The organism is Parerythrobacter aurantius (genome assembly GCF_045291475.1).
Classification (GTDB): Bacteria; Pseudomonadota; Alphaproteobacteria; order Sphingomonadales; family Sphingomonadaceae; genus Parerythrobacter; species Parerythrobacter aurantius.
The window spans coordinates 2,144,979-2,167,940 of the sequence record NZ_CP147985.1 but is presented as its reverse complement, the minus strand read 5'-3'; the positions used below and the strand labels follow the sequence as shown (position 1 = coordinate 2,167,940).

Annotated in this window: 27 protein-coding genes and 1 tRNA gene; 5 read left to right on the top strand and 23 right to left on the bottom strand. The window is 65.0% G+C overall.

The window, feature by feature from the left end; genetic code table 11:
* Nucleotide 1: 1 nt before the first annotated feature.
* The 16 genes from WAB17_RS10860 to WAB17_RS10785 all read right to left on the bottom strand — a co-directional run bounded on the left by WAB17_RS10860 (nt 2) and on the right by WAB17_RS10785 (nt 14,273).
* Nucleotides 2-919, bottom strand: a complete 918-nt coding sequence (locus WAB17_RS10860; protein ID WP_435417364.1) for an MBL fold metallo-hydrolase — start codon at nt 917-919, stop codon at nt 2-4.
* A 70-nt stretch (nt 920-989) separates the two neighbouring features.
* Entirely contained in the window at nt 990-1,895 is a 906-nt protein-coding gene (gene rimK, locus WAB17_RS10855) for a 30S ribosomal protein S6--L-glutamate ligase (RefSeq protein WP_435417363.1), read from the bottom strand.
* A 10-nt stretch (nt 1,896-1,905) separates the two neighbouring features.
* Nucleotides 1,906-2,376, bottom strand: coding sequence for an ATP-dependent zinc protease family protein (locus tag WAB17_RS10850; RefSeq protein ID WP_435417362.1), 471 nt, complete (start codon nt 2,374-2,376; stop codon nt 1,906-1,908).
* Entirely contained in the window at nt 2,373-3,389 is a 1,017-nt protein-coding gene (locus tag WAB17_RS10845) for a YncE family protein (protein ID WP_435417361.1), read from the bottom strand. The genes WAB17_RS10850 and WAB17_RS10845 overlap by 4 nt, the downstream gene beginning before the upstream one ends.
* Nucleotides 3,386-5,230, bottom strand: a complete 1,845-nt coding sequence (locus WAB17_RS10840) for a M2 family metallopeptidase (protein WP_435417360.1) — start codon at nt 5,228-5,230, stop codon at nt 3,386-3,388. The genes WAB17_RS10845 and WAB17_RS10840 overlap by 4 nt, the downstream gene beginning before the upstream one ends.
* An 89-nt stretch (nt 5,231-5,319) precedes the next feature.
* Nucleotides 5,320-5,838 carry a hypothetical protein gene (locus WAB17_RS10835; protein WP_435417359.1) on the bottom strand — a complete coding sequence of 173 codons (519 nt, stop codon included), beginning with the start codon at nt 5,836-5,838 and terminating at the stop codon, nt 5,320-5,322.
* Nucleotides 5,839-5,845: 7 nt separating this feature from the next.
* Nucleotides 5,846-6,601: an alpha/beta fold hydrolase gene (locus tag WAB17_RS10830; RefSeq protein WP_435417358.1), complete on the bottom strand. Its 756-nt coding sequence runs from the start codon at nt 6,599-6,601 to the stop codon at nt 5,846-5,848.
* Complete coding sequence (locus WAB17_RS10825) at nt 6,598-7,050, bottom strand: GFA family protein (protein ID WP_435417357.1); 453 nt, start codon at nt 7,048-7,050, stop codon at nt 6,598-6,600. The genes WAB17_RS10830 and WAB17_RS10825 overlap by 4 nt, the downstream gene beginning before the upstream one ends.
* The gene (locus tag WAB17_RS10820) at nt 7,047-7,694 is read right to left on the bottom strand and encodes a 2-hydroxychromene-2-carboxylate isomerase (RefSeq protein ID WP_435417356.1); all 648 of its coding nucleotides are present in this window, start codon (nt 7,692-7,694) and stop codon (nt 7,047-7,049) included. The genes WAB17_RS10825 and WAB17_RS10820 overlap by 4 nt, the downstream gene beginning before the upstream one ends.
* Nucleotides 7,695-7,713: 19 nt before the next feature.
* Nucleotides 7,714-8,232 carry an aspartate-semialdehyde dehydrogenase gene (locus WAB17_RS10815; protein ID WP_435417355.1) on the bottom strand — a complete coding sequence of 173 codons (519 nt, stop codon included), beginning with the start codon at nt 8,230-8,232 and terminating at the stop codon, nt 7,714-7,716.
* A 4-nt stretch (nt 8,233-8,236) separates the two neighbouring features.
* A complete protein-coding gene (locus WAB17_RS10810) occupies nt 8,237-9,262 on the bottom strand; it encodes an aspartate-semialdehyde dehydrogenase (RefSeq protein WP_435417354.1) in 1,026 nt (341 codons plus the stop codon).
* 86 nt (nt 9,263-9,348) lie between these two features.
* On the bottom strand, nt 9,349-11,628 hold the full coding sequence (locus WAB17_RS10805; RefSeq protein ID WP_435417353.1) for a DPP IV N-terminal domain-containing protein: 2,280 nt from the start codon (nt 11,626-11,628) through the stop codon (nt 9,349-9,351).
* An 86-nt stretch (nt 11,629-11,714) separates the two neighbouring features.
* Nucleotides 11,715-12,089: a 50S ribosomal protein L19 gene (gene rplS / locus WAB17_RS10800; RefSeq protein ID WP_435417352.1), complete on the bottom strand. Its 375-nt coding sequence runs from the start codon at nt 12,087-12,089 to the stop codon at nt 11,715-11,717.
* Nucleotides 12,086-12,823 (bottom strand): tRNA (guanosine(37)-N1)-methyltransferase TrmD, encoded by a 738-nt coding sequence (gene trmD, locus WAB17_RS10795; RefSeq protein WP_435419373.1) that lies wholly within the window; start codon nt 12,821-12,823, stop codon nt 12,086-12,088. Before trmD ends, rplS begins: the two co-directional genes overlap by 4 nt.
* On the bottom strand, nt 12,820-13,320 hold the full coding sequence (locus tag WAB17_RS10790; RefSeq protein WP_435417351.1) for a hypothetical protein: 501 nt from the start codon (nt 13,318-13,320) through the stop codon (nt 12,820-12,822). The genes trmD and WAB17_RS10790 overlap by 4 nt, the downstream gene beginning before the upstream one ends.
* Nucleotides 13,311-14,273 (bottom strand): carbon-nitrogen hydrolase family protein, encoded by a 963-nt coding sequence (locus WAB17_RS10785; protein WP_435417350.1) that lies wholly within the window; start codon nt 14,271-14,273, stop codon nt 13,311-13,313. Before WAB17_RS10785 ends, WAB17_RS10790 begins: the two co-directional genes overlap by 10 nt.
* A 54-nt stretch (nt 14,274-14,327) precedes the next feature.
* Here WAB17_RS10785 and WAB17_RS10780 point away from each other — a divergent pair, with 54 nt between their 5' ends.
* On the top strand, nt 14,328-15,251 hold the full coding sequence (locus WAB17_RS10780) for an NAD(P)/FAD-dependent oxidoreductase (RefSeq protein WP_435417349.1): 924 nt from the start codon (nt 14,328-14,330) through the stop codon (nt 15,249-15,251).
* On the opposite strand, the gene WAB17_RS10775 is transcribed toward WAB17_RS10780, so the two are convergent.
* The 7 genes from WAB17_RS10775 to WAB17_RS10745 all read right to left on the bottom strand — a co-directional run bounded on the left by WAB17_RS10775 (nt 15,248) and on the right by WAB17_RS10745 (nt 19,900).
* A complete protein-coding gene (locus WAB17_RS10775; RefSeq protein ID WP_435417348.1) occupies nt 15,248-16,069 on the bottom strand; it encodes a TIGR04222 domain-containing membrane protein in 822 nt (273 codons plus the stop codon). The genes WAB17_RS10780 and WAB17_RS10775 overlap by 4 nt on opposite strands.
* Nucleotides 16,069-16,554: a glycine-rich domain-containing protein gene (locus WAB17_RS10770; protein ID WP_435417347.1), complete on the bottom strand. Its 486-nt coding sequence runs from the start codon at nt 16,552-16,554 to the stop codon at nt 16,069-16,071. The genes WAB17_RS10775 and WAB17_RS10770 overlap by 1 nt, the downstream gene beginning before the upstream one ends.
* A 75-nt stretch (nt 16,555-16,629) precedes the next feature.
* Nucleotides 16,630-17,187, bottom strand: coding sequence for a ribosome maturation factor RimM (gene rimM, locus WAB17_RS10765; RefSeq protein ID WP_435417346.1), 558 nt, complete (start codon nt 17,185-17,187; stop codon nt 16,630-16,632).
* A 54-nt stretch (nt 17,188-17,241) separates the two neighbouring features.
* Nucleotides 17,242-17,778: a 30S ribosomal protein S16 gene (rpsP, locus tag WAB17_RS10760; RefSeq protein WP_435417345.1), complete on the bottom strand. Its 537-nt coding sequence runs from the start codon at nt 17,776-17,778 to the stop codon at nt 17,242-17,244.
* A 36-nt stretch (nt 17,779-17,814) separates the two neighbouring features.
* Complete coding sequence (ffh, locus tag WAB17_RS10755) at nt 17,815-19,314, bottom strand: signal recognition particle protein (RefSeq protein WP_435417344.1); 1,500 nt, start codon at nt 19,312-19,314, stop codon at nt 17,815-17,817.
* Nucleotides 19,315-19,421: 107 nt separating this feature from the next.
* Nucleotides 19,422-19,497 (bottom strand) — tRNA-Ala (locus WAB17_RS10750).
* Nucleotides 19,498-19,576: 79 nt separating this feature from the next.
* Nucleotides 19,577-19,900 (bottom strand): TIGR02300 family protein, encoded by a 324-nt coding sequence (locus WAB17_RS10745; protein ID WP_435417343.1) that lies wholly within the window; start codon nt 19,898-19,900, stop codon nt 19,577-19,579.
* 140 nt (nt 19,901-20,040) lie between these two features.
* Between WAB17_RS10745 and aroA the strand changes: the two genes are divergently transcribed.
* The 4 genes from aroA to WAB17_RS10725 all read left to right on the top strand — a co-directional run bounded on the left by aroA (nt 20,041) and on the right by WAB17_RS10725 (nt 22,955).
* Nucleotides 20,041-21,378, top strand: a complete 1,338-nt coding sequence (gene aroA, locus WAB17_RS10740; RefSeq protein WP_435417342.1) for a 3-phosphoshikimate 1-carboxyvinyltransferase — start codon at nt 20,041-20,043, stop codon at nt 21,376-21,378.
* Between the two features lie 84 nt (nt 21,379-21,462).
* The gene (locus WAB17_RS10735) at nt 21,463-22,008 is read left to right on the top strand and encodes a hypothetical protein (RefSeq protein ID WP_435417341.1); all 546 of its coding nucleotides are present in this window, start codon (nt 21,463-21,465) and stop codon (nt 22,006-22,008) included.
* Nucleotides 22,009-22,068: 60 nt separating this feature from the next.
* On the top strand, nt 22,069-22,326 hold the full coding sequence (locus tag WAB17_RS10730; RefSeq protein ID WP_435417340.1) for a CBU_0592 family membrane protein: 258 nt from the start codon (nt 22,069-22,071) through the stop codon (nt 22,324-22,326).
* A complete protein-coding gene (locus WAB17_RS10725; RefSeq protein ID WP_435417339.1) occupies nt 22,323-22,955 on the top strand; it encodes a (d)CMP kinase in 633 nt (210 codons plus the stop codon). Before WAB17_RS10730 ends, WAB17_RS10725 begins: the two co-directional genes overlap by 4 nt.
* Nucleotides 22,956-22,962: the final 7 nt, after the last annotated feature.

Sequence of the window (22,962 nt, the reverse complement as noted above, 5' to 3'; positions counted from 1 at the left end):
CCTAAGGCAAAGAAAATCCGCGCTTCAGCAGGCCCTGCTTCTCTAGGTTCAGCAGGGCCGCTTCATCATGCCCGGGAACCAGCGCGAGAGCCGGGTTCTCGTCCATCAGCCTTTTGATCGCGATCGTCTGGCGGAACACCTCTTCGCGGTCGTCCTCATGCCCGCCAAACTCCATGACATAGCGCGAGCGCGGGCGGATCAGTCGCACATTATCGAGCGAGGAGGCGGTATCGCCCGCGAACAGAAACTCGCGGCCGTCGGCCTGGCGCACATAGACCATATGCGAGCCCGCCGTATGACCGGGCGCGCGGATCAGCACCACGCCCGGCGCGATCGCGCGGATGCCGTCATATTTCAGCGGGACATAACCCTGGCGCGAGCCTTCAGGCCAGACGGTGCATTCCGGGATATTGCTGAACTGCGCATCGTTCAGGATCGCTTTGGGTAGCAGGTCGGAGAGGTTGGGACTTTGCAGCAAGCCGCCGATGTGATCGCAGTGCTCGTGCGTCACCACGATGGTGCTCGCCGCCGACAGGCCCTTCTGCACGCGCGCCCAGGCTGCCTGATCATAGCGCGTGAGGCGCGGGTCATGTTGCGCGGTGGACTCATCGCTGCCGGTGTCGATGATCAGCGAGGTATCGGGCCAGACCACCCGGTAACTGTTGCGGACAAAGCTCATATCGCTCCAGTCCGTGCCCGTGACCAACGCGATGCGCGGAACGACAACCCAATAGAGCGTCTCGACCTCAATACTGACCGGCGCGGTGCCGGGTAGGCGCGCGGCTTCCTTGCGCAGGGCAGCGATATCGAGCGGGAAGGTTCCCTCGGCAGGAGGGCGATTGTCGTAAAAAAGCCAATAGAACGCGCCCGCCAAGCCCAGCAGCACGGCCAGCAAGGTACCGATCAGAAGCCGTTTCATGCCGCAAATCCCTCCCGAAACCGGCGCTTAGCGCAGTCGGGAGTGGAAAGAAAATATCAAGCGTTCGCTCCTACCCCTTCCCCTTCGTACTCGTCTTCCCGTCCTTCGCATTGGCCGCGATAAAATCGATGATCATCCCGGCAATGTCCTTGCCGGTTGCGCTTTCGATCCCTTCCAGCCCGGGCGAGGAGTTGACCTCCATGATCACCGGCCCGTGATTGCTGCGCAGCATGTCGACGCCGCAGACGTTGAGGCCCATGCGCTTGGCCGCGCTGACGGCGGTGGCGCGTTCGGCGGGGGTGATCTTGGCCAGCTCGGCGCTGCCGCCGCGGTGGAGGTTGCTGCGGAATTCGTCCGCCGCGCCGGTGCGCTTCATCGCCGCGACGACCTTGCCGCCCACCACCAGCGCGCGGATATCGGTCCCGCCGGCTTCCTTGATGAATTCCTGCACCAGGATGTTGACGTTGGCCCCGCGGAAGGCCTCGATCACGGACTTGGCGCTGCTCATCGTCTCGGCAAGGACAACACCGATACCCTGCGTGCCTTCCAGCAGCTTGATCACCACCGGCGGTCCCTTCACCGCCTTGATGATCTCCTCGGCCTGCTTCGGATCGTTGGCGTAAGCCGTCAGCGGCAGGCCGAGGCCATGCTTGGCGAGGATCTGCAGGCTGCGCAGCTTGTCGCGGCTGCGGCCGATGGCAACGCTTTCGTTGAGCGGCCATACGCCCTTCATTTCGAACTGCCGCAGCACGGCGAGGCCATATTGCGTCACCGATGCGCCGATGCGCGGGATGACCGCATCGTACTTGGCCACCATCTCGCCATTGTAGGTCAGGGTCGGGCGATGGCTGGCAATGTTCACCGTGCAGCGCAGCGTATTGAGGATATCGAGCGTGTGCCCACGCTCTTCCGCCGCCTGCTTGAGGCGTTGGTGCGAATAAAGGTCGGGATTGCGCGCCAGCATGGCGATCTTCATCGGGGAACTCTCATTTCTGTCTCAATATCCGCCTGCGCTCGGAGGCGCTCGACTGGAGGTAACTGCGGCCCGAATCGACCACGAACCGGCGCCTGAGGGCCGTCCTGCCGATCAGAATTGGAAATTTCATGTCACTGCGGTCGGCCAGGCTGAATTCGGCAGGGAACGACAGGTCGCCCAGTTGCAGCGTGGTCTTGATGATGAAGCGTTCCTCGCCCTCGCCGTTCGAACTGGTGATGACGCGGCGGTCGGCCCTCGGCAGTTCGATGGTGACGGGTTGGACCCGGAACTGCCCGAGGTCGAGCAGGAACCGCACCCAGCGCTGCCCGTCGCGACTGAACCGTTCGATCGCAACCGCGTGCAGGCTCGACGTCCGCGCGCCGGTGTCGATCTTGGCCGGGATGCGGGCATCGGTCAGCTTCGGCAGGCTGACAAGTTCGCGCCAGCCGACCGTGCCCAGGGGAACGCGCGCGCCGCTCAATCGATGATCGCCATACCGTCACCACCGCCGCTTCCCGGAAGGCGGCGCAGCACCTTTCCGCTGGCGAAATCGACTTCCGCGACCGTGTTGGCCGTCGTTTCGGCGACATAGATACGCGATCCATCGGGCGAGAACAGCAAGGTCACCTGCGTCTTCGCCTCCGCTTCGCCCCGGCTCGAGACGGCAATACTCCGCACCGCCTTGCCCGTCGCCGTATCGATGACGGTCAATCCGCCATCGGCAAGGTCGCTTGTGACAGCGAAATCGCCCTGCGGACGCATTACGATCCGCAAGGGAAAATCGCCTGTGGCGATTCCCGAGCGGACCGCCAGCGTGGCAGGATCGAGCGCGAAGGCCTTGTCGGAGCCGCGCGCCGATACCCACAGCGTCCTGCCGTCGGGCGAGAGCGCGATACCTTCCGGCTCCTCGCCCACCTCGACCGAACGCGGCGCTTCGCCGCCCCGAAGATCGATCAGGGTGACCGTGCGCGAACCGAGGTCGGTCGTCCACGCACGGCTGCCGTCGGGCGCGACCGCCAGCATGTGGGTGCCGCGCTGGCCGCTCGGGAACTCGGTAGCCTTTGCCTTGCCGAGCGGTTTCGACACGCGGAAGATCGACTGGCGGCCTTCGGCGGTTGCGTAGATGCTGCCGTCGGGATGCCACACGATGCCGTGTGGACGCGCCTTGTCGCCGAGATCGATGCTGGCAACCTTTGCCAGGTCGGTCGTACGGAAGATGTCGATCGTCGTGCCGCCGTAGCAGGCAAGCGCCACGTGCCGATCGTCTGGCGAGGTAGCGAGCTCGTGCGGATTGGCGCAGCTTGCCACCTGTTGCACTTCAGCGCCTGTCACGAGGTCGACCTTGGACAGGGTGTTGGCAAACTTGCCCGCCACGAACAGCGCGCCGCGCGCACCGGCAGGCGGCGATGCCGATGCGAAGGACGCTTCGTCCTGCACCGGCCCGCACGCGGCCAGGGCCAGGGCCGAAAGCCCGGCGAAGGCGAGCGGCCTCACCACCCCTGGGGCTTGCCCTTGTTCTGCTCTTCGAGCCATTTCATCAGCGGTGCGAAATATTCGATCATCGCTTCCCCGCTCATTTCCCTGCTGCCGGTGAAGGCCTCGAGCGCATCGGGCCAGGGCTTCGACGCGCCCATCTCCAGCATGGCGTTGAGCTTCGCGCCGACATCCTTGTTGCCGTAGAAACTGCAACGGTGCAGCGGGCCTTTCCATCCGGCCGCATCGCACGCCGCCTTGTAGAACTGGAACTGCAGGATGCGGGCGAGGAAATAGCGCGTGTAAGGGGTGTTGCCCGGGATGTGGTACTTGGCACCCGGGTCGAACGCGTCGGCCGGCCTTGCAACCGGGGGGATGATACCCTGGTACTGCGTGCGAAGGTCCGTCCATGCGGTGTTGTATTCGGCGGGAGCAATCGAGCCGTCGAACACGCCCCAGCGCCATTTGTCGACTAGGTGGGAGAACGGCAGGAAAGCGACCTTGTCCATCGCTTGCCGCAACAGCAGGCCGATATCCTTGTCGGCACCCGGCACGTCCTCGCGCGCCAGCATGCCGATCTGGACGAGGTATTCCGGGGTGATCGACAGCGCGATCATGTCGCCGATGGCCTCGTGGAAGCCGTCGTTGGCGCCTTCCAGGTGCAGGTAATCCTGCGCCTGGTAAGCGCGCTGGTAATAGTTGTGGCCGAGTTCGTGATGGATCACGACGAAATCATCGCCGTTACGCTTGATGCACATCTTGATCCGGATATCGTCCTTGTTGTCGAGATCCCACGCGCTGGCATGGCACACGACCTCGCGATCGGCCGGTTTCACGAACTGGCTGCGGGTCCAGAAGGTTTCGGGAAGCGGATCGAAGCCGAGCGAGGAGAAGAAACCCTCCCCGACCTTGACCATGTCCTTCTCGCTCAGGCCCTTGGCTTCGATCAGCGCGGTCAGGTCATAGCCGATGTCGCCGGCGCCTGCAGGCGCGACGAGCGGGTAGATGTTGCCCCATTCCTGCGCCCACATGTTGCCGAGAAGATCGGCGCTGATCGGGCCGGTCTTGGGCTGCACGGCGTCGCCGTATTTCTCGTTGAGCTTCCATCGCACATAGGTGTGGAGCGCCATGTAGAGCGGCTTCACGTCTTCCCACAGCTGTTCCTTGGCGGCGGCGAATTCCTCGGGGCTCATGTCGTAGTTGGACCGCCACATCGCACCGACGTCGGCGAAGCCGAGTTCCCTGGCCCCCTGGTTGGCGATCTCGACCATGCGGACATATTCGCCCTTCATCGGGCCGCCGACATTGTCGTGCCAGCTGGTCCACATCTCCGCATATTGCGCCGGTGTCAGCTCGAGATTGCCCATCTCGGCCTCGATATCGCTGCCGCTGACGGGCTTGCCGTCGAGCGTGCCCTTGCCCTTGCCATACTGGCTGCCGAGGCTGGTGGCGATGGTGGCCAGTTCCGCAGCCGCACCGGCCGTCGTCGGTGCGGGAAGGACAATCCCCGTGCGCAGCTTGTCGAGCTTGCGGGCGACTTCGGGATCGAGCCCCTCGACCTTCGCATAGCGGGCCGCCTCGAGGGCATATTTGACCGACTTCTCGGTGCCTTCGGCCCCGACCTTTGCCGCCAGCGCATCGGTATCTTCGGTTATGTAGGTCGCGTTGATCCAGTACACCTTGCTCGCTTCGACCGAGAAATCGAACAGGTCCTTTTCCACCATGGCGACCCAGTCGGCCGCGCCCTGCGGGGTCAGCGGGAATTCAGCAGTCGCCTCGGCGGCGGGTTCGTGGTGCTCGGCCTGGGCGGGCGCGGCCAAGGCCAGGGCGAGCGCGGTCAGCGCAGGGGCGACAAACTTCATTGGGGCAATTTCCTCTCGGGCGAACCGGTTTCCGATGTGACCGGTTTGGACTGCCGGCGCGCCAAATTCAAGCGGGCTTCGGCGGGCGACTAGCGGCTCACTGCCGCCTTGCCGTCGAGCACCAGGCCGACCAGCGGGAGCAGGAAACACAAGGTCCAGCCGACCAGCTTCGGATAGGCCATGGCTGCCGCCAGACCTGCTGACACATCGTCCCCCTTCGCCGCCACAAGCTGCGATAGCTGGAGCCCGGTTTCGAGCAGGTCGGCAGCAATGAAAAGTCCGGCAGAAAGGGCCAGCACGGCGCCGAGCCTGCGCACAAGCGGACGCGACCGTCGCATGAAATACAGCCCGCCGAGCAGGCTGCCGGTGCCATACAGCAGGATGAACCCGACATCGCTCAGCATCGCGGTCAGGGCGGACCGGTAAACGCCTGCAGCAGCCCATTCGCGCTGGATGACGTCAACCCGTTCGGCCGTGCCGGCCCGCTGGTGATCGAGTATCCCGCCGGGCACCGTCTCCAGCACGAGCGGCAGGTGCAGCCAGACGGTCACCGCGAACGCGACCAGCCCGCCGACCCACACCATGATGAAGCGTCTCTTTGTAACCATCAGCCCATTATCCCGCTTGCCGGAGCCAGGACGCGATTGCCTGGCCCATTTCCGGCATGGTCACACTGGACATATGCGTGCCGGGCACCTCGGCATAGGACGCATCCGGCAACAACGCGGCAAGTTCGGGCGCCGAGCCATTGTCGCGGTCGTCGCGTCCGCACACCACCAGGGTCGGCATGGTTACATTGGCCAGAGCGGCGAGATCCATATCGGGCAGCGTTTGCAGGAGGAGCCGGGCGGCAATCCGGTCCGTGCCCTGGCTTTTCAAGAACTGCCGCGACAGATAGGCCGGATCGTCGCGGGTGATGGTGTCGAACTCGTCGATCACGCGCAGGAAATGCCGGGCCCGCCTGCTCCATTCGCCCAGTCCCGCCGTTCCCATCCCGCCGATCACCAGCCGCTGCGGCGCCAGCACGCCCTGCGCAACGGCATGCAGCGACGTGCGTGCCCCGAGGGAGAAACCGCCGAGCGCATAGTCCTCCAGTTGCAGGTGATCGACCAGCGCCGCGACATCGCGGACCAGTACGTTTTCGGGATATCTGGCCGGATCGTGGGGGGCGTCGCTTTGCCCGTGGACCCGGAAATCGAGCATGACGACCTCGAAACCCGCCGCCGCGATCGTTTTTGCATGACCCCAGCGGATCCAGTTCATGTCCGAGTTCGAGAACAGCCCATGCAGCAGGACGAAAGGCATGCCTGTGCCTTCCCGGTGGATCGCGAGTTCGACGCCATCGAAGGATGCGAAACGTTCGGTCTTCAACTTACCATACCTGCAAATTCGACCCATTCCTGCGCGCTGCGCGGCTGCTCGTCCATTATCGCGGCATCGGCGGGCAGGCTGATCCACGGCTGCTTGCTCGAAACCCAGACATGGTGGCGAATATCGAGCCGCGGGCTGTTGTCGAGCGTGCCGCAGCGCAGGCTAGCCATGCCGGCGCGGGTGCTGTTCACGGCATAGATCCGCGCCTTGCACGTCGCGCAGCCATAGATGGTCGCATGGGCACCGCTGGGCTGCACATATTCGCCTGTGTCGAGTTCGCCTTCGATGGCGAGATCGCCAAGCGCAAACAGCATGTGCTCGCTAAAGGCAGAGCCCGTCCTGCTCTGGCAATCGGTGCAGTGGCAGGCATAGGGATTGAGGCGGAATCCGGCGCGGAGAATATAGCGCACCGCCCCGCACAAGCACCCGCCCGTCAGTTCGCCCTTCATCGCTGCACAAGCCCCTTCTGCTCCATCCGCCATTTGGCCATTTCGATCCGGTCCTGGCCGAAGAACGGTTCGCCGTCGATCACCAGCGTCGGTACGCCCCAGTGGCCGGCGGCTTCGAGCGCATCCTGATTGGCGGCGATCTCGGCGTCGAGCGCTTCCGCTTCGGCCGCGACCTCCGCATCCAGCTCGGCAAAGTCGAGCCCGGCGCGTTCGGCGGCCCCGGCAAGGTGCTCGCCCACGTGCCAGTTCTCCGCCCCGCCCCAGATCAGTCGCCCGGCCTCGGCGGCGAAGGCAAGCCCCTTTCCGCGTCGGGCAGCCGCCTGCCCGAGCCGCGTGACCCGGCGGATATAGGGCTGGTCAGCGGCGATTTCGCGGGTCTGCACGTTCTGGATGATCGGATCGGGCCGAGGCGGGCCGAAGGGGATGCCGTGGAACTGCGCCACGCGGAACATGTCGCGAAAAGTGTAGCCGAGCCAGTTGGGATGGTTGCGATCGAAGAAATCGGGCTGCCGTACCGCCAGCGGATAGACCGGCCGCAGCGCGATATCGACGGTGTGGGTTTCGGCCAGTTCGCGATACCGCCCGATCGCGAGATAGCTGTAGGGCGAACGGAAACTGAAGAAGAGATCGGCTTGCAGGGTCATGCCCGCCTTGTCGCGCGGATCAGCGGAAGAAGCAATTGACCCCGGCATAGAGGCTGGCAACCTTGCCATCGGCCATGAAGCCGCCGACCGCATCGCCCAGCGCGAATTCGTCGCCGAGGGTGCTGCCTTCGATCGGCGCAAATTGCGGCGATCCCGCGACCCGGTCGCGCGGCGTGCCGACAGTCACGCCGTTCTCGATCGCAACCTTGGGGTTGGCCGCATCGAAGAACCAGCCGACCAGCCGCCCGTCCTGGAAGTTGGCTGTAAAGCCGCCGGCGTAGCGCGTGAACTGCATCGGCCCAGCGCCGCATTCGGCGTTTTCGTCGCGACCCTCAGGCTCGCCGAGGACCGTAGCGAGTGCCTTTTCGGCCTGCGCGCGGTCGGCCGAGAAGGGAATGTCCGACCCGCCGGCCTCGAACCCGCCGCCGCTCAACACGAGCGTACTCGGTACGGGATCCTTCCCGCCCGGGGTGAGGCCGTCATCGCAGGCAGGCAGGACCAGCAGCAGCACAGGCAGGAGCCAGTCGGACCGACGCATGGCCTCAGCCCTTCTTCAGGTGCCGGCGACCCAGCAATTCCGCGATCTGGACCGCGTTGAGCGCAGCGCCCTTGCGCAGGTTGTCGCTCACGCACCACAGGGTCAGGCCGTTGTCTACCGTCGGATCCTCGCGCACGCGGCTGACGTAGGTCGCGCCGTCGCCGGCCGCTTCGACCGGGGTGACGTATCCGCCGTCCTCGCGCTTGTCGACGAGCATCACGCCCGGCGCCTCGCGCAGGATGTCCATCGCTTGGCTCGCGCTGATTTCGTTCTCGAACTCGATGTTGACCGCTTCCGAGTGGCCGACGAACACCGGCACGCGCACGCAGGTGGCGTTCAGCTTGATCTTCGGGTCGAGGATCTTCTTGGTCTCGACCACCATCTTCCACTCTTCCTTGGTCGAGCCGTCGTCCATGAAGACGTCGATATGCGGAATGACGTTGAAGGCGATCTGCTTGGTGAACTTCTTCTGTTCGAGCGGGTCGCCGACGAAGATCGCACGGCTCTGTTCGAACAGCTCGTCCATGCCCGCCTTGCCCGCGCCGGACACAGACTGATAGGTGCTCACCACCACGCGCTTGATCGTCGCCGCATCGTGCAACGGCTTCAGCGCCACGACCAGCTGCGCGGTCGAGCAGTTGGGATTGGCGATGATGTTCTTCTTCGCATAGCCGTCGATCGCTTCCGGATTCACCTCGGGCACAATCAACGGCACGTCGGGGTCCATGCGGAAATGCGAGCTGTTGTCGATCACGACGCAGCCGGCCGCGCCGGCCTTGGGCGCGTATTCCTTGGCCGGGCCACCGCCAGCCGCGAACAAGGCAATGTCCCAGCCGGTGAAGTCGAAATGCTCGATGTTCTTGCACTTGAGCATGCGGCCGGTGTCGCCAAACTCGACCTCGGTGCCGACCGAGCGCGACGATGCAACGGCGGCAAGTTCGTCGCACGGGAATTCCCGCTCGGCGAGGATCTGCATCATTTCACGACCGACATTCCCGGTCGCTCCGACGACGGCTACGCGATAGCCCATTCAAGCAATCTCCAAATGCTACGGCGCGCGGCCATACAGCCATATTGCTGCGGTGCAAAACACAACCGCTTCACCCGGCAAAAGTGCTACTCCGGCGGCACCACCCCGTGCGCTTCGAGGAAGCGGAAGATGCTGTTCCAAAGGTGCGGCGAAATCTGCTCGCCGCCGACGCTGTGGGTATAGCCGGGATAGAGCATCATCTCGAACGGGCGGTTGGCTTCCTGCAGCACCGAGATCAGCTCCGACGAGTTCTCGAATACCACATTGTCGTCGGCCATGCCGTGGATCAGCAGCAGCGGATCGGTCATCCTGGTCGCATCGGGAATGGCGCTGGCCTTGGCATAGGCCTCGGGCACTTCGCGCGGATCGCCCATGAAGCGTTCGGTGTAATGGGTGTCGTACAGCTCCCATCTGGTCACCGGTGCGCCCGAAATCCCGGCCGCATAGAGCCCGGGATCGGCCTGCAATTGCTTCAATGTCATGTATCCGCCGTAGGACCAGCCGTAGATCGCGATCTTGTCCGGATCGACGAAGTCGAGCGTCTTGAGATATTCCGCCCCGGCCTTCTGGTCGCGCACCTCGACCCCGCCCATGGCGCGGTAGATCGGCTGTTCGAAGGCGACACCGCGATTGGCGCTGCCGCGGTTGTCGAGCTGGAACCAGATATAGCCCTTGTCGACGATCGCCTGCCGCAGCGCGCCGGCCCAGCCGTTGGCGACGGTCTGCGGCCCCGGCCCGCCGTAGTGGCTGTAGAACACCGGATAGCGCTTGCCCGGCTCCATCTCGGGCGTGATCATTTCCCAGTATAGCTCCGTGCCGTCCTCGGCCTTGATGGTACCGTAGGTGGTCGGGCGATGGCTGGCGAGGAAGGGCGTGTAGGGATGGTCCGCGTCCAGCGCGTTTTCCTCGATCCAGGTCAGCAGCTTGCCGTCGCGGTCCGCGAGATAGGTCTGCGGCGGGCTGTCGTCGCTGGAGCGGGTGACCAGCAGCGTCTGGCCCTTGTCGTCCATGCTGGCGCTATAGGTGAAGCCGGGTTCGGTCAGGCGCTTCGTAGTATGAGGACCGGGACCATCGAAGGTCTTCGAATACACATGCTGCTCGAGCGGATTTTCCTCGCTGGTCGCAACAAAGAAGGCTCGTCGCTCTGATTGATCGACACCGACGAGCTTGGTGACGACGAACTCACCCGCTGTGAACTGCGCCCAGCTCGACATACCGGACTCGATCATGCCGCCCATCGGAGTTGCACCTTCATGCAGCTGATAGAGATGGCCGTATCCATCCCGTTCCGACCACCAAATGAGCGACCCATTATCGAGCCAACGGTAGTTATCGGATAGATTGATCCAGTATTCGGCGTCTGCGGCTTCTTCGACGAAGACCGTACTCTGTGCCCCGGTCGTCGGATCGACGCGCAGCATGTCGAGCTTCGTCTGTTGGCGGTTCTGGCGCTGGACATAGACCGCGCTGCCGTCGGGCGCCCAGTCGATGCGGGCGACGTAGATGTCGGTGTCCGGCCCGAGGTCGATCTTGACCCTGTTCCCGCCGTCCGGGTCCATCACGAACAGCTCGACGATGGCATTGTCGCTGCCCGCCACGGGATAGCGCTGGTCGAACACCTTTGTCCCGGTCGCGCCGATGGCCGCGCGGGTGACGATGCCGACCGGGCTCTCGTCTGTGCGCTGGACGACGATGCGCGTGTCGTCGGGCGACCACCAGTAGCCAGCGAGGCGCGACATTTCCTCCTGCGCGACGAACTCGGCCTCGCCCCAGCGGATGGTGTCGGCTTCCTTGGGCGTGATCGGCGCGGCCTCGCCGCCGGTTTCCCCGACCCACAGTTGGCGGTCGCGGACGAAGGAGACATATTTGCCGGTCTTGCTGAGCGAGGGGTTGAGCTCGCTTTCCTCGGTATCGGTCAGCCGCTGGACGTTTCCGTCGAGCTTCGCGAGGTAGAGATCGCCATCCAGCGGCACCAACAGACCGGACCCGTCGGCGTTCCACTGGTAGGAGACGATGCCCTTGAGGCTGCCGATTCGCGCCCGTTCGCGCTGCATCTTCTCGTCTTCGGAAAGCTCGCGCCCGCTGCCCAGCTTCTCGCTGTCGACCAGCATCGACCACTTGGCGGTCTCGCGGTCATAGGCCCACAGGTCATAGCGCTCGCGGTCGTCGTCCCGGTTCCTGAGCAGAGTAAGATAGCGCCCGTCGGGCGACAGCCTGGCCTGCCGCGGGGCCGGCCCGTTGAGTGAGGGCGAGGCGAATACGCGCTCGAAGGTGAGGTCCTGCGGCTCGCCGCTCACCGGATCGTCCCCGGCAAGGACGGGGGTTGCAATGAAAAGCGAAGCGGTGGCAGCAAGGAGCAGACGCATGGCAACAAGCTGGAACTCCAAAGAGAAATGGCGCCCCGGCATGTAAGCCAGGACGCCCTTTCGTCAAACCCTTTGGGTCGGTGCGCTTATTCGCCCTTGGCCGGACGGTTGTCGCGACGCTCGGCGATACGGGCCGACTTACCGGTGCGGCCACGCAGGTAGTAGAGCTTCGCACGACGCACCACGCCGCGGCGGACCACGGTGATGCTGTCGACGATCGGCGAGTAGAGCGGGAACACGCGTTCCACGCCTTCGCCGAAGCTCATCTTGCGCACGGTGAAATTGCTGTTGATCGAACGGTTCGAGCGGGCGATCACGACGCCTTCGAACATCTGCACACGCTCGCGCGTGCCTTCGATAACCTTCACGCCGACGCGAACGGTGTCGCCGGCACGGAATTCCGGAATTTCCTTGCCAGCCTTGGCAATTTCTTCCGCTTCGATCTGCTGGATCAGGTTCACTGGTCCAAGTCCTTCTTCTTTCGCCGCGCACCAGAGGCAGGCTTGACCCGAGCGTCACTGTAACGCTCCCAAAGGTCCGGCCTGCGTAGCCGTGTGATCTCTTCCGCCTGCGCTTTACGCCAAGCGTCTATCTTCGCATGATCCCCCGATCGCAGCACTTCAGGGATCGTGCGCCCTTCCCATTCAACAGGTCGGGTGTAGTGCGGGTATTCGAGCAATCCGTCTTCGAAGGATTCCTCATGCCCGCTGGAAGGCGCGCCCATTACTCCGGGAAGCAGGCGAATGCAAGCGTCGAGTATGGCCAGCGCCGCAGTCTCTCCGCCGGACAGGACGATGTCGGCGAGCGACACTTCCTCGATCCCGCGCGCCTCGAAAATCCGCTCGTCGAAACCCTCGAACCGGCCGCACAGGATGACGACCCCGGGGCCCTCCGCCAGCTCGCGAATCCGCGCCTGGGTGATGGGCCTGCCACGCGGCGTCATGGCGAGGATGGGGCGCGTGTCGGCCACGCTGTCGATGGCGCTGGCGAGCACATCTGCCTTGAGCACCATCCCCGCCCCACCGCCAGCAGGCGTGTCGTCCACGGTGCGGTGCCGGTCGGCGGCGAAATCGCGGATCTGGACGGTCTCGCACGACCAGTCCCCCCGTTCGAGCGCCTTGCCCGCGAGCGACACGCCGAGCGGCCCTGGAAACATCTCCGGGTAGAGCGTGAGGATGGTGGCGGCGAAGGTCATCTGCGGCGCAGGAATGCCCAGACGGCTTTCCAGAACCTCGCTTCGAGCACCATCAGCTTTGCGATCCATTCCGGCATCGCAAACTCGCGTTCGAGCGTCCTGGCGTCGGCATTGTGGCGATAGACCGCGCCGATCACCTTCCACATGATCCAGCCCTCAAAGGCGACAATGCCAACCATCGCGATTGCCCGAAGCGTCGAGAGCTCACCGATGATGAACTGGTTGGCTTCGGGCACGATGAAGCTAGAAGCAAACAGCCCGATCCCGGCGATGCCCAAGCAGCGAAGCACGCGAGCCTTCCGCGTCAATTCGCTGCTGAATGCTGCGAGATAAACCAGCGGCATGAAGACGCACAGATCGAACAGCGCCACCCACTCGCTGCGGGGATAGGCCGTCCAATCGAGCGTGCGAGCAAAGGCCCATTCTATCGCGATTGTGAGGGGCAACGCGATAAGGAAAAACCACTTCTCGCGCGGCTTTGTCAGCTTCAGTTCCATGAAACACCCTCCTTCGACCTAGTATCCACCGTCAAATCAAACACATCCGGCCGCGAATAATGCCCGTCGGTGTCGAGGCTCGCCAGCCCCTCGGCAATTGCCGCGAGGTCCAGCTCTGCGAACAGCGTTTCCTCGCCCTCGCCCGCTTGCGCGATCACGCTGGCATCGGGCGCGGCGATCAGGCTGCCGCCCTTGTTGAGCACATCGACCGGGATCGCTTCGATCAGTTCCTTGCCTGCTGCATTGCCACCCACACGCTCCAGTCCGTCGAACAGATCGTCCTTGTGCTGCACCAGCCCCGCGGCCAGCACGAAGCACCGCCCCTCCATCGCGTAGTGGCGGCTGGCAATGGCGTATTGTTCGCGCACGGTCGGCCAGGCGGCGACATGTACATGCTCGCCAAGGTTGTGCATCGCTGCGCGGGCGAGCGGCATCCAGTGTTCCCAGCAGATCAGACTGCCAACGCGGCCCCATTCGGCCTGATGCACGCCAATCGTCGAGCCGTCCCCGCGCATCCATACCAGCCGCTCGCCATGGGTGGGGACGAGCTTGCGGTGATCGAGCGGTGCCTCGCCCGGGCGGAAGGTCAGCTGGTTGTTGTAGAGGCTGCTCCGCACCCGCTCATGCGCGCCGATGCTGATCACCGCGCCGCTGGCGTCGCACAGCTCCTGCAAAGGCAGCAACCGCTCGTCCCCCGGCACCACTGCCTGTTCCAGCAGGATGCGGTGCAGCGCCTTGTTGCCGGGGTGGTCCCACAGCGCTGCGCCGGGCGCCTCGTCGAGCCACAGCGGATAACCGCCGAGGAAGGTCTCGCCGAACGCCACCAGCTGCGCCCCGCCTTCGACTGCCTCGCGCGCCAGCCGCACGGCCTTGTCGATCCCGTCCCCGATGGCGAGGGGGATCGGCGCGGCCTGGCAGATGGCGACGGCCAGCGTATTGGGGAGAGTGGTCATGCCCGCGCCCTAGCTTGCCGGGGAGCGCTTTGCCATCCCGTGCGTTGCGGCTGCATGGACGAGGATCACATCGACGACTGCATCATCGTCGGCGGCGGGCCCGGCGGCCTGACGGCGGCGATCTATCTCGCGCGGTATCACCTTTCGATCAGGCTGTTCGATTGCGGCACCAGCCGTGCCTCGCTGATCCCGCGCACCAACAACCACGCCGGCTATCCCGATGGCATTCCGGGCAAGGAACTGGTCGGCAGGATGCTGGCGCAGGCCGAGAAGCACGGCGTGATGCGCGAAGAGAAGAAGGTCATCCATCTCGCCAAGGCGGCGGACCGCTTCATCATCGGCACTGACGAAGGCACGTTTTCCGCCCGTAGCGTGCTGCTGGCGACCGGCGTGTTCAATCGCCACCCGCCGGGCATGAGGGACGACTTCCACGACGAGGTGCTGGCCAAATGCCTGCTGCGCTATTGCCCGGTGTGCGACGGTTACGAAGTCACCGACAAGCGCGTCGGCATCATCGGCACGGGTGAACACGGTACGGCGGAGGCGCTGTTCCTGCGCGGCTTCACCCGCGACATCACGCTGATCGCGCCCGATGGGGAGCACGACCTGTCCGCCGACTGCCGGTTGAAGCTGGACGAGGCTGGCATCGGTCGAGCGCAAGGCCCATGCGGACGCTATGAAATCCGCGGCGAACGTCTGGCGGTCGAAACGGCCAAGGGCTGGCTGGAATTCGACAGCGTCTATCCTGCACTGGGAAGCGATATCCGCTCCGAACTGGCCCAGTCCATCGGCGCGAAATGCGGCGAGAACGGCGGCGTCATCGTCGACGACCACATGCGTACCAGCGTGCCCGGTCTTTATGCCGTCGGCGACGTGATCAAGGGCCTCGATCAGATCGGCCACGCGATCGGCGGCGCAGGGATCGCCGCGACCGACATCCGGAATACGCTGGCCGAGGAGCGCCCGATCCGGCGCTAACCGCCGCAGCCGCCGCAGCCGCCACCTCCGCAGCCGCTGTCACCACTGCTATCGCCGCCGCCGGACCCACTGTCGCTGCCGGCCTGCTGCCGCATGGCATGGACCGGCTCGAACGGAGTGCCGACGAGCACACCGGTACCGAACAAAGCGACCGCAAAACCGGCCTCGGGCGCGGTTGGCGCGCTGCGCAGCCGGGCCGAGCGGTCGCGCTCGGACGAGAGCAGATTTTCCCCGCCCCGCGTGCGCGGGTTGATCGACGACAGGCGCCAGATGGCTAGCACTGCCGTCAGCACCATCAGCGCCACGAGGAAGGCGGTCGGTTCGCCCAAGGCGTCGCCCGCTCGCTGGCGATACCAGCCGAGCGCCAGCACTGCGAGGTAGGGCAGTATGGCCAGCAGGCGCATCTGCCAGCGCGCAGGCTTGTCGATCAGCAGCCCCTTGTCGATCAGCCGCTGCTCCACCCTGCTTGCATGGTCTTTCAAGGCCCTGTGCGCTTGCGGCAGCGAGAAACTGCCGCTGGTTCGCAGGATCGCTCTTCCGGCAGGGGTCGGGGCCTCATGCCCGCGACCGACCAGCATCTTGTCCTTCCCGAAACTCTGCAGGGCACCGTCCGCGTAAAGCCCGGTCAGCACCGCGATCGTCATCCGGCCGGGGCCGCCCGCCAGCACTGCCGCTTCGTCGGCATCGGCAAGGGTGGCCAAGCGGCCTTCAGCTCTCAGGAAGGCAGGGATCCACAATCCGGCCGCGACAGCCGCCACCAGCAAGCCGCCGTAAAACACCAAGAAATCCGAACCGCTATATGCGCCGAAGAATTCCATCAGCTTCCTCCCAGGAACACTGCCGCCAGGACCAGCGTCAGCCCTACCCCGATCACCGGCAGGATTACGCGCCCGCGCGAGACCACCATGGCATCGCGCGGATTGACCCGGTACGCCAGCGGGTCGATCTTGAACCGGCGCCTTGCATCGGGCCAGATATCCCCCGGCGGTGCCTGCTCGAACGCATCCTCATAAGCTTTCAGCGTATCGGCGTACTGGCGATAATACCGGTCGCGTTCGGCCGTGCCTCCGGCAGTGGGTCCGTGGTGCAATGGCGTGCCCAGCACCTGCGGGCAGAACCGCTCCCAGTAGTCGCGGCTGTAAGTCAGATGCAGGTGCCAGGCCTGGTCGACGGCATCGGACGGGGTGACTTCATGCCCTGTGGCGACTGCAAGATAACAGAAGCGCTTGTATTCGCGCAGCACGCGCCGGGTGAAATCCTCGCTCCAGCGGTTTTCGCGGGCGAGGCGGCGATGAAAGCTCAACGAGGCATCGGAGGGACCGATTTCGTAGGCGGCGAGTCGCTGCCAGAGGTCTGTCGAAACGGCGGACACTATGTTCTATATATCGCGAAATTCCTCCGCGATCACCAGTTTTGTGTCGTCCCACTCCAGCACCGCCTGCGGGGTCATGGGGACCATGAAGGTCTTCATGCCCTTCTCGGGCGCGGGCTGTTTCTCGATCTCGACAATATCGGTCGCGCCGAAGTTTTGGACGTCGAGCACGATGCCGACCGCTTCGCCCGCATCGGTGACGACCGCCAGGCCGATCAGGTCGGCGTGGTAATACTCGCCCTCGGTCAGCGGCGGGAGCGCGTTGCGTGAAACGGTGAGCGTGGTGCCGCGCAGTGCCTCGGCCTGCTCGCGGCCCTGCACTTCGGCGAAGCGGGCGATCGCGCCGCCCTTGTTGTCGCTGCGGAGTTTGGACAGGGTCAGCGCGCCCTGATTGAAGCTCTTGTGGGCTTTCAGGGCCTCGAAGCCCTCGCCCAGCAGCTTCAGGCGGACTTCGCCCGCCACGCCGTGCGCACCGGTGACGGCGGCCAGCGTGACGGGCGTGTCGCGTTCATTCCCCTCCCGCTTGCGGGAGGGGTTAGGGGTGGGCCTGGCCGGGCGCGTCATAGCGTTACGCGCCCACCCCCGGCCCCTCCCGCAAGCGGGAGGGGAGAAGGAGCATCAGCCTTCCGACTTTTCTTCGGCGGCTTCCTCGGCGGGAGCTTCCTCGGCCGGAGCTTCTTCGGCAGGGGCCTCTTCAGCAGCCGGAGCTTCTTCAGCGGCGGGCGCTTCTTCAGCGGCAGCTTCTTCGGCAGCGGCTTCTTCGGCCGGTGCTTCTTCAGCCGGAGCTTCGGCAGCAGCCTTGGCGGCTTCCTCGGCTTCGGCAACCTTGGCGGCCTTTTCTTCAGCGCGTTCCTTTGCGGCGTCGCCCGGTTCGCCCTTCTTCGGGTTGTTCTTCGGCGCGCGCTCGAGGATGCCGGCGGCATCGAGGAAGCGGTGGACGCGGTCCGACGGGGTCGCACCGACGCTCAGCCAGTGCCGGGCGCGGTCTTCGTTGAGCTTCACGCGCTCGCCCGAATCCTTCGGCAGCATCGGGTTGTAGGTGCCGATCTGCTCGAGATACTTGCCGTCACGCGCGGCGCGCGAGTCGGCAACGACGATGCGGTAATAGGGACGCTTCTTCGCACCACCGCGCGAGAGACGGATTGCAACTGCCATTGTATTCTACCTTTCCAATTCAAATCACTGATTAATTTAATTTTTCTTGTTCAACATATCGCGTAGTTCGGGCGGCAACGTGTCCATGTCGACGCCGGGGCCCTTGCCCCCCGAGCCGCCCATTCCGCCCAGTCCGGGAAGGCCTCCAAGACCGCCCATTCCTCCGCCGCCCATGCCGGGCAAGCCGCCCCCGCCGAACATGGACGCAAGGCCCTTGAGCCCGCCCATCTTCTTGATCTGCTTCATCGCGCGGCCCATTTCCTGGTGCATCTTCAGCACCTTGTTGATCTCCTGCACCGAAGTGCCCGATCCGGCCGCGACGCGCTTCTTGCGCTTGGCGTTCATCAGTTCGGGACGGGCGCGTTCCTTGGGCGTCATCGAACCGATGATCGCGTCCATGTGGACCAGCACCTTGTCGTCCATGCCGCTGGCCGCCATCGCCGCCTTGGCCTTCTTCATGCCCGGCATCATGCCTGCGAGCGCGCCGATCCCGCCCATGTTCTGCATCTGGCGAAGCTGCATACGCAGGTCGTTGAGATCGAACTTGCCCTTCTCCATGCGCTTGGCGAGCGCTTCGGCTTCCTCGACCTTGATGGTCTCGGCAGCCTTTTCGACCAGGCTGACGATGTCGCCCATGCCGAGGATCCGGTCGGCCACGCGCGCCGGGTGGAAAGCCTCCAGCGCATCGAGCTTCTCGCCCGTGCCGGCGAACTTGATCGGCTTGCCGGTGACGGCGCGCATGGAAAGCGCCGCACCGCCGCGGGCATCACCATCCATGCGGGTCAGGATCACGCCGGTGAGCGGGACCTCTTCGGAGAAATTCTGCGCCACATTGACCGCGTCCTGGCCGGTCAGGCTGTCGACCACCAGCAGCACCTCGGTCGGCGCCGAGACGGAAGCAACCGCCTTCATCTCGGCCATCAGCGCTTCGTCGACATGCAGGCGGCCGGCGGTGTCGAGCAGCAGCACGTCGAAGTTCTGCAGGCGCGCGGCTTCCATCGCGCGGCGGGCGATATCGACCGGCTGCTGGCCCTGCACGATCGGCAGGGTCGCGACCTCGGTCTGCTCGCCCAGCACCGCCAACTGTTCCTGCGCAGCCGGGCGGTTGACGTCGAGCGAGGCCATCATGGCCTTCTTGCCGTGCTTCTCGCGGATGAACTTGGCCAGCTTGGCGGTGGTGGTGGTCTTGCCCGAACCCTGCAGGCCGACCATCATGATCACGACCGGCGGCTTGGCTTCGAGCACAAGCGGCGCGTGGCCTGCCTCTCCTTCGCCGCCGAGCATCGCTACCAGCTCGTCATTGACGATCTTGATGACCTGCTGGCCCGGCGTGACTGACTTGAGCACGCTTTCGCCGACGGCTTTTTCGGTGACCTTGTCGATGAAGCTGCGCGCGACGGGCAACGCCACGTCGGCTTCGAGCAGCGCGATCCGGACTTCGCGCATCGCATCGCGCACGTCCTGTTCGCGCAGCGCCCCGCGGCCGCGCAGGCGGTCGAAGGTGGCACCAAGGCGATCGGACAGGGCGTCGAACATCGCAACTCCAGACTCAAGCGGCGGCCAAAAACCGCCAAACGCGAAAAACGCCGGCGGATGAGAACTCATCGGCCAGCGTGCGGTTTTCACCACGAATATCAGTCAAGTGGTGGAGCCTAGCGGGATCGAACCGCTGACCTCCTGCATGCCATGCAGGCGCTCTCCCAGCTGAGCTAAGGCCCCAATCACTTGTTTGATCCGCCCCTCGGGAGCGGCGGAAGCGGCCCTTTATAAAGGCCGCCCCGGTATTGCAACAGCTAAATCAGCTGTCGTCGACGTCGTCGTCGTCGCCGCCGGTGGTGACGCCGAGATCGTCGTCGCCGCCGAGGTCGACTTCGTTGTCGGGCGAGTCCTCGTCCTCGTCGACGTCGATGTCCAGATCGTCGTCACCCAGATCGGTGTCGGGCTCGACGTCCTTCTTCTTCTCTTCCTCGAACGGGATCGGCTGCTTGGTCTTGAGCACGGGCTCGGGATGCCATTCCTCGCCGCATTCGATGCAGGTGACCGGATCTTCCTTGCCCAGGTCGTAGAAGCGGGTCCCGCATTTGGGGCAGCTACGCTTGGTGCCCCATTCTGGCTTGGCCATGTCTCACTGTTCCTTTGGTCGGGCGTCCGCTTGTCGGACCCCGCGAAAAAATCTCTATCTTGATGGGTAGCAAAAGGCCCCGAATCAAGAGCGCCGCGCGCCTTGCCATAGGGGCACCCCCCTGTCAAAGACCGCGCCGCATGACCGGCCATTCCGCAGACCAGCCCGCCCCGCACCGCTTCACCGCCACCGGACCGCTGACGGGGCGTATCCGCGTGCCGGGCGACAAGTCGATCAGCCACCGCTCGATCATGCTCGGCGCGCTGGCGGTAGGCGAGACGCGGGTGACGGGCCTGCTCGAGGGCGAGGACGTGATGGCCACCGCCGCCGCGATGCGGGCCATGGGCGCCCATGTCGAAAAGATCGGCGAGGAATGGCGCGTTCACGGCGTCGGTGTCGGCGGGCTGCTGCAACCCCGCCAGGCGCTGGAGATGGGCAACAGCGGCACGTCGACCCGCCTGCTGATGGGCCTCGTCGCCAGCCACGGCATCACCGCGACCTTCACCGGCGATGCGAGCCTGTCCCGGCGCCCGATGGGCCGGGTGATCGAACCATTGAGCAAGATGGGCGCGCAATTCCACGGCGCGCCGGGAGGTACACTGCCGCTGACCATGGAGGGCCTCTGCCCCGCGGTGCCGACTACCTACCGGCTGCCAGTCGCATCCGCGCAGGTGAAGAGCGCGGTCATGCTCGCCGGGCTCAATACGCCGGGCATCACCACGGTGATCGAGCCGGTCCCGACCCGCGACCATTCCGAACGGATGCTGCGCGGGTTCGGCGCGCAGGTCGAGATCGAAGATGCTGGCAGTGAGCGTATCATCCGCGTCCATGGCGAGGCGGACCTCAAGCCCCAGACCATTGAAGTGCCGGGCGATCCCTCCTCCGCCGCTTTCTTCGTTGTCGCCGCATTGCTGGTCGAAGGCAGCGACCTCGTCATCGAGAACGTCGGCCTCAACCCGACCCGCGCCGGCCTGTTCGAAGTGCTGCGCCAGATGGGCGGCAGCATCGAGGAACTGAACCCGCGCGAAGTCGGCGGCGAGCCGGTGGCGGATTTGCGGGTGCGGCACTCCGCCCTCACCGGCATCGACGTCGATCCCGCCATCGCGCCGAGCATGATCGACGAATTCCCCGTGCTGTTCGTGGCGGCTGCCCTGGCGGAAGGCACCACCACCACCAGCGGGCTCGAGGAATTGCGGATCAAGGAAAGCGACCGCCTCTCCGCCATGGCTGCTGCCCTTGCCGGCGCCGGCGCGCAGATCGAGGAGCACGAGGACGGCCTCGTCATCCACGGCACCGGCGGCGCGCCTTTGCGCGGCAGCGCCAACAGCCGCGCCAAGACGCTGCTCGACCACCGCATCGCCATGAGCATGGCGGTCGCGGGCCTCGCCAGCCGCGAAGGCGTGGAAGTGGACGACACACGGCCCATTGCCACGAGTTTTCCCGATTTCATGCCATTGCTGGAGAGCGCCGCGTCCTGATCCGCGGCGTGGCGCGAATTTGCGCTTTTCATCCCCGGTGCGTGAAGGCACAACCCGCATGGGGCAAAGACCAAGGGGGGCCTGATGCGCAAGATCTCAGCCGTTTCGTATTTCATCCTCGCCGCAGCGATGGCGTGGGCAGCGCCTTCGTGGGCGCAGGTCGGGGCATCGCAGGGGACGAGCGCTGCCGGGACCTACAGCGAAAACAGGGTGATGACGCGCGCCTTCCAGCAGGACCTTTCCGCGATCGTCCGCGCCAATGGCGACACTCTGGAAAGCGAAGGCGAACTGGGCGATGTATCGGTCATTGCCCGCACATCCGACGGGCTGGTCTATGTCATCATCGGCACGGTTTGCGACCTGCCCGATTACGGCCCCGGTTGCCTGGGCGTCGATTTCCAGGTGCGATACGACGGCGACGACCGCATCACTGCCGACAATATCAACACCGCGAACCTCAGCTATTCCGCGGCCAAGGTGTCACGCGGCTTGAACGAAAGCGGGACGGACACTTTGTTCGTCACGCACTACACCATGCTCGACGGCGGCCAGAACATGGGCAATCTCAAGGTCATCCTGATCAACCTGCTGGACATCGCACCCAAGGTGTCCGCGATCATCTGGCCCTGAAACGACACCCTGCCGGAGCAGGCGCTTGCAGGCGCCATTGCAGCGCCCTATCCGGCTGGCATGATCACTCTCGACTGGGCCAGCATGGTCGGCTTCCTCGGCACGGCCTGCATCATCGGTGCCTATGCCTATCTGACCTTGAAAGAGGCACCCAACCCGTGGCTGCTTCACAGCACCAACCTCGCCGGGGCGGCGCTGCTGACGGTTTCGCTCCTCGTTCACACCAACTGGCCGTCGCTGGTGCTTGAAGGCTTCTGGGCGGCCATCGCCATCACCGGGCTGGTGAAAGCGGCCAGATCGAAGTCGGGCGCGTCATGATCATCGCCGTCGATGGCCCCACCGCATCGGGCAAGGGCACTATTGCCAAGGCGCTCGCGGCGCATTTCGGCCTGCCCCATCTCGACACCGGCCTGCTTTATCGTGCCGTCGGACGACAGGTGACCCTCGACGGCGCGGACCCGGACAATCCCGATCACGCACTGGCGGCCTGCGATTTTCCCGATGCATTGCTGGAGGATCCGTTCCTGCGATCCGAGGAAGTCGGCGGCCTCGCCAGCCGGGTATCGGTGCACCCGCAGGTCCGGCAGGCCCTGTTCGAGCGGCAGCGCGCCTTCGCACTGCAGCCGGGCGGCGCGGTGCTCGATGGGCGCGATATCGGCACGGTCATCGCGCCTGACGCCGACGTAAAGCTGTTCGTTACTGCCAGCGTCCACCAGCGCGCGCGGCGCCGCTGGCTGGAGATGACGGCCAAGGGCATGGGTCGCGAAAACGAGATCAGCCTCGATGCCATCGAGCAGGATATCGCCGCGCGCGACGCTCGCGATATCGGCCGCACCGATGCGCCTCTGCGCGCCGCACCCGATGCGCTGGTATTCGACACCACCCATTTTACCCGCGACCAGGCAATTGCCGAAGCGATCGCGGCAGTCGAGGCGGCGCTGTCCTGACCAACGC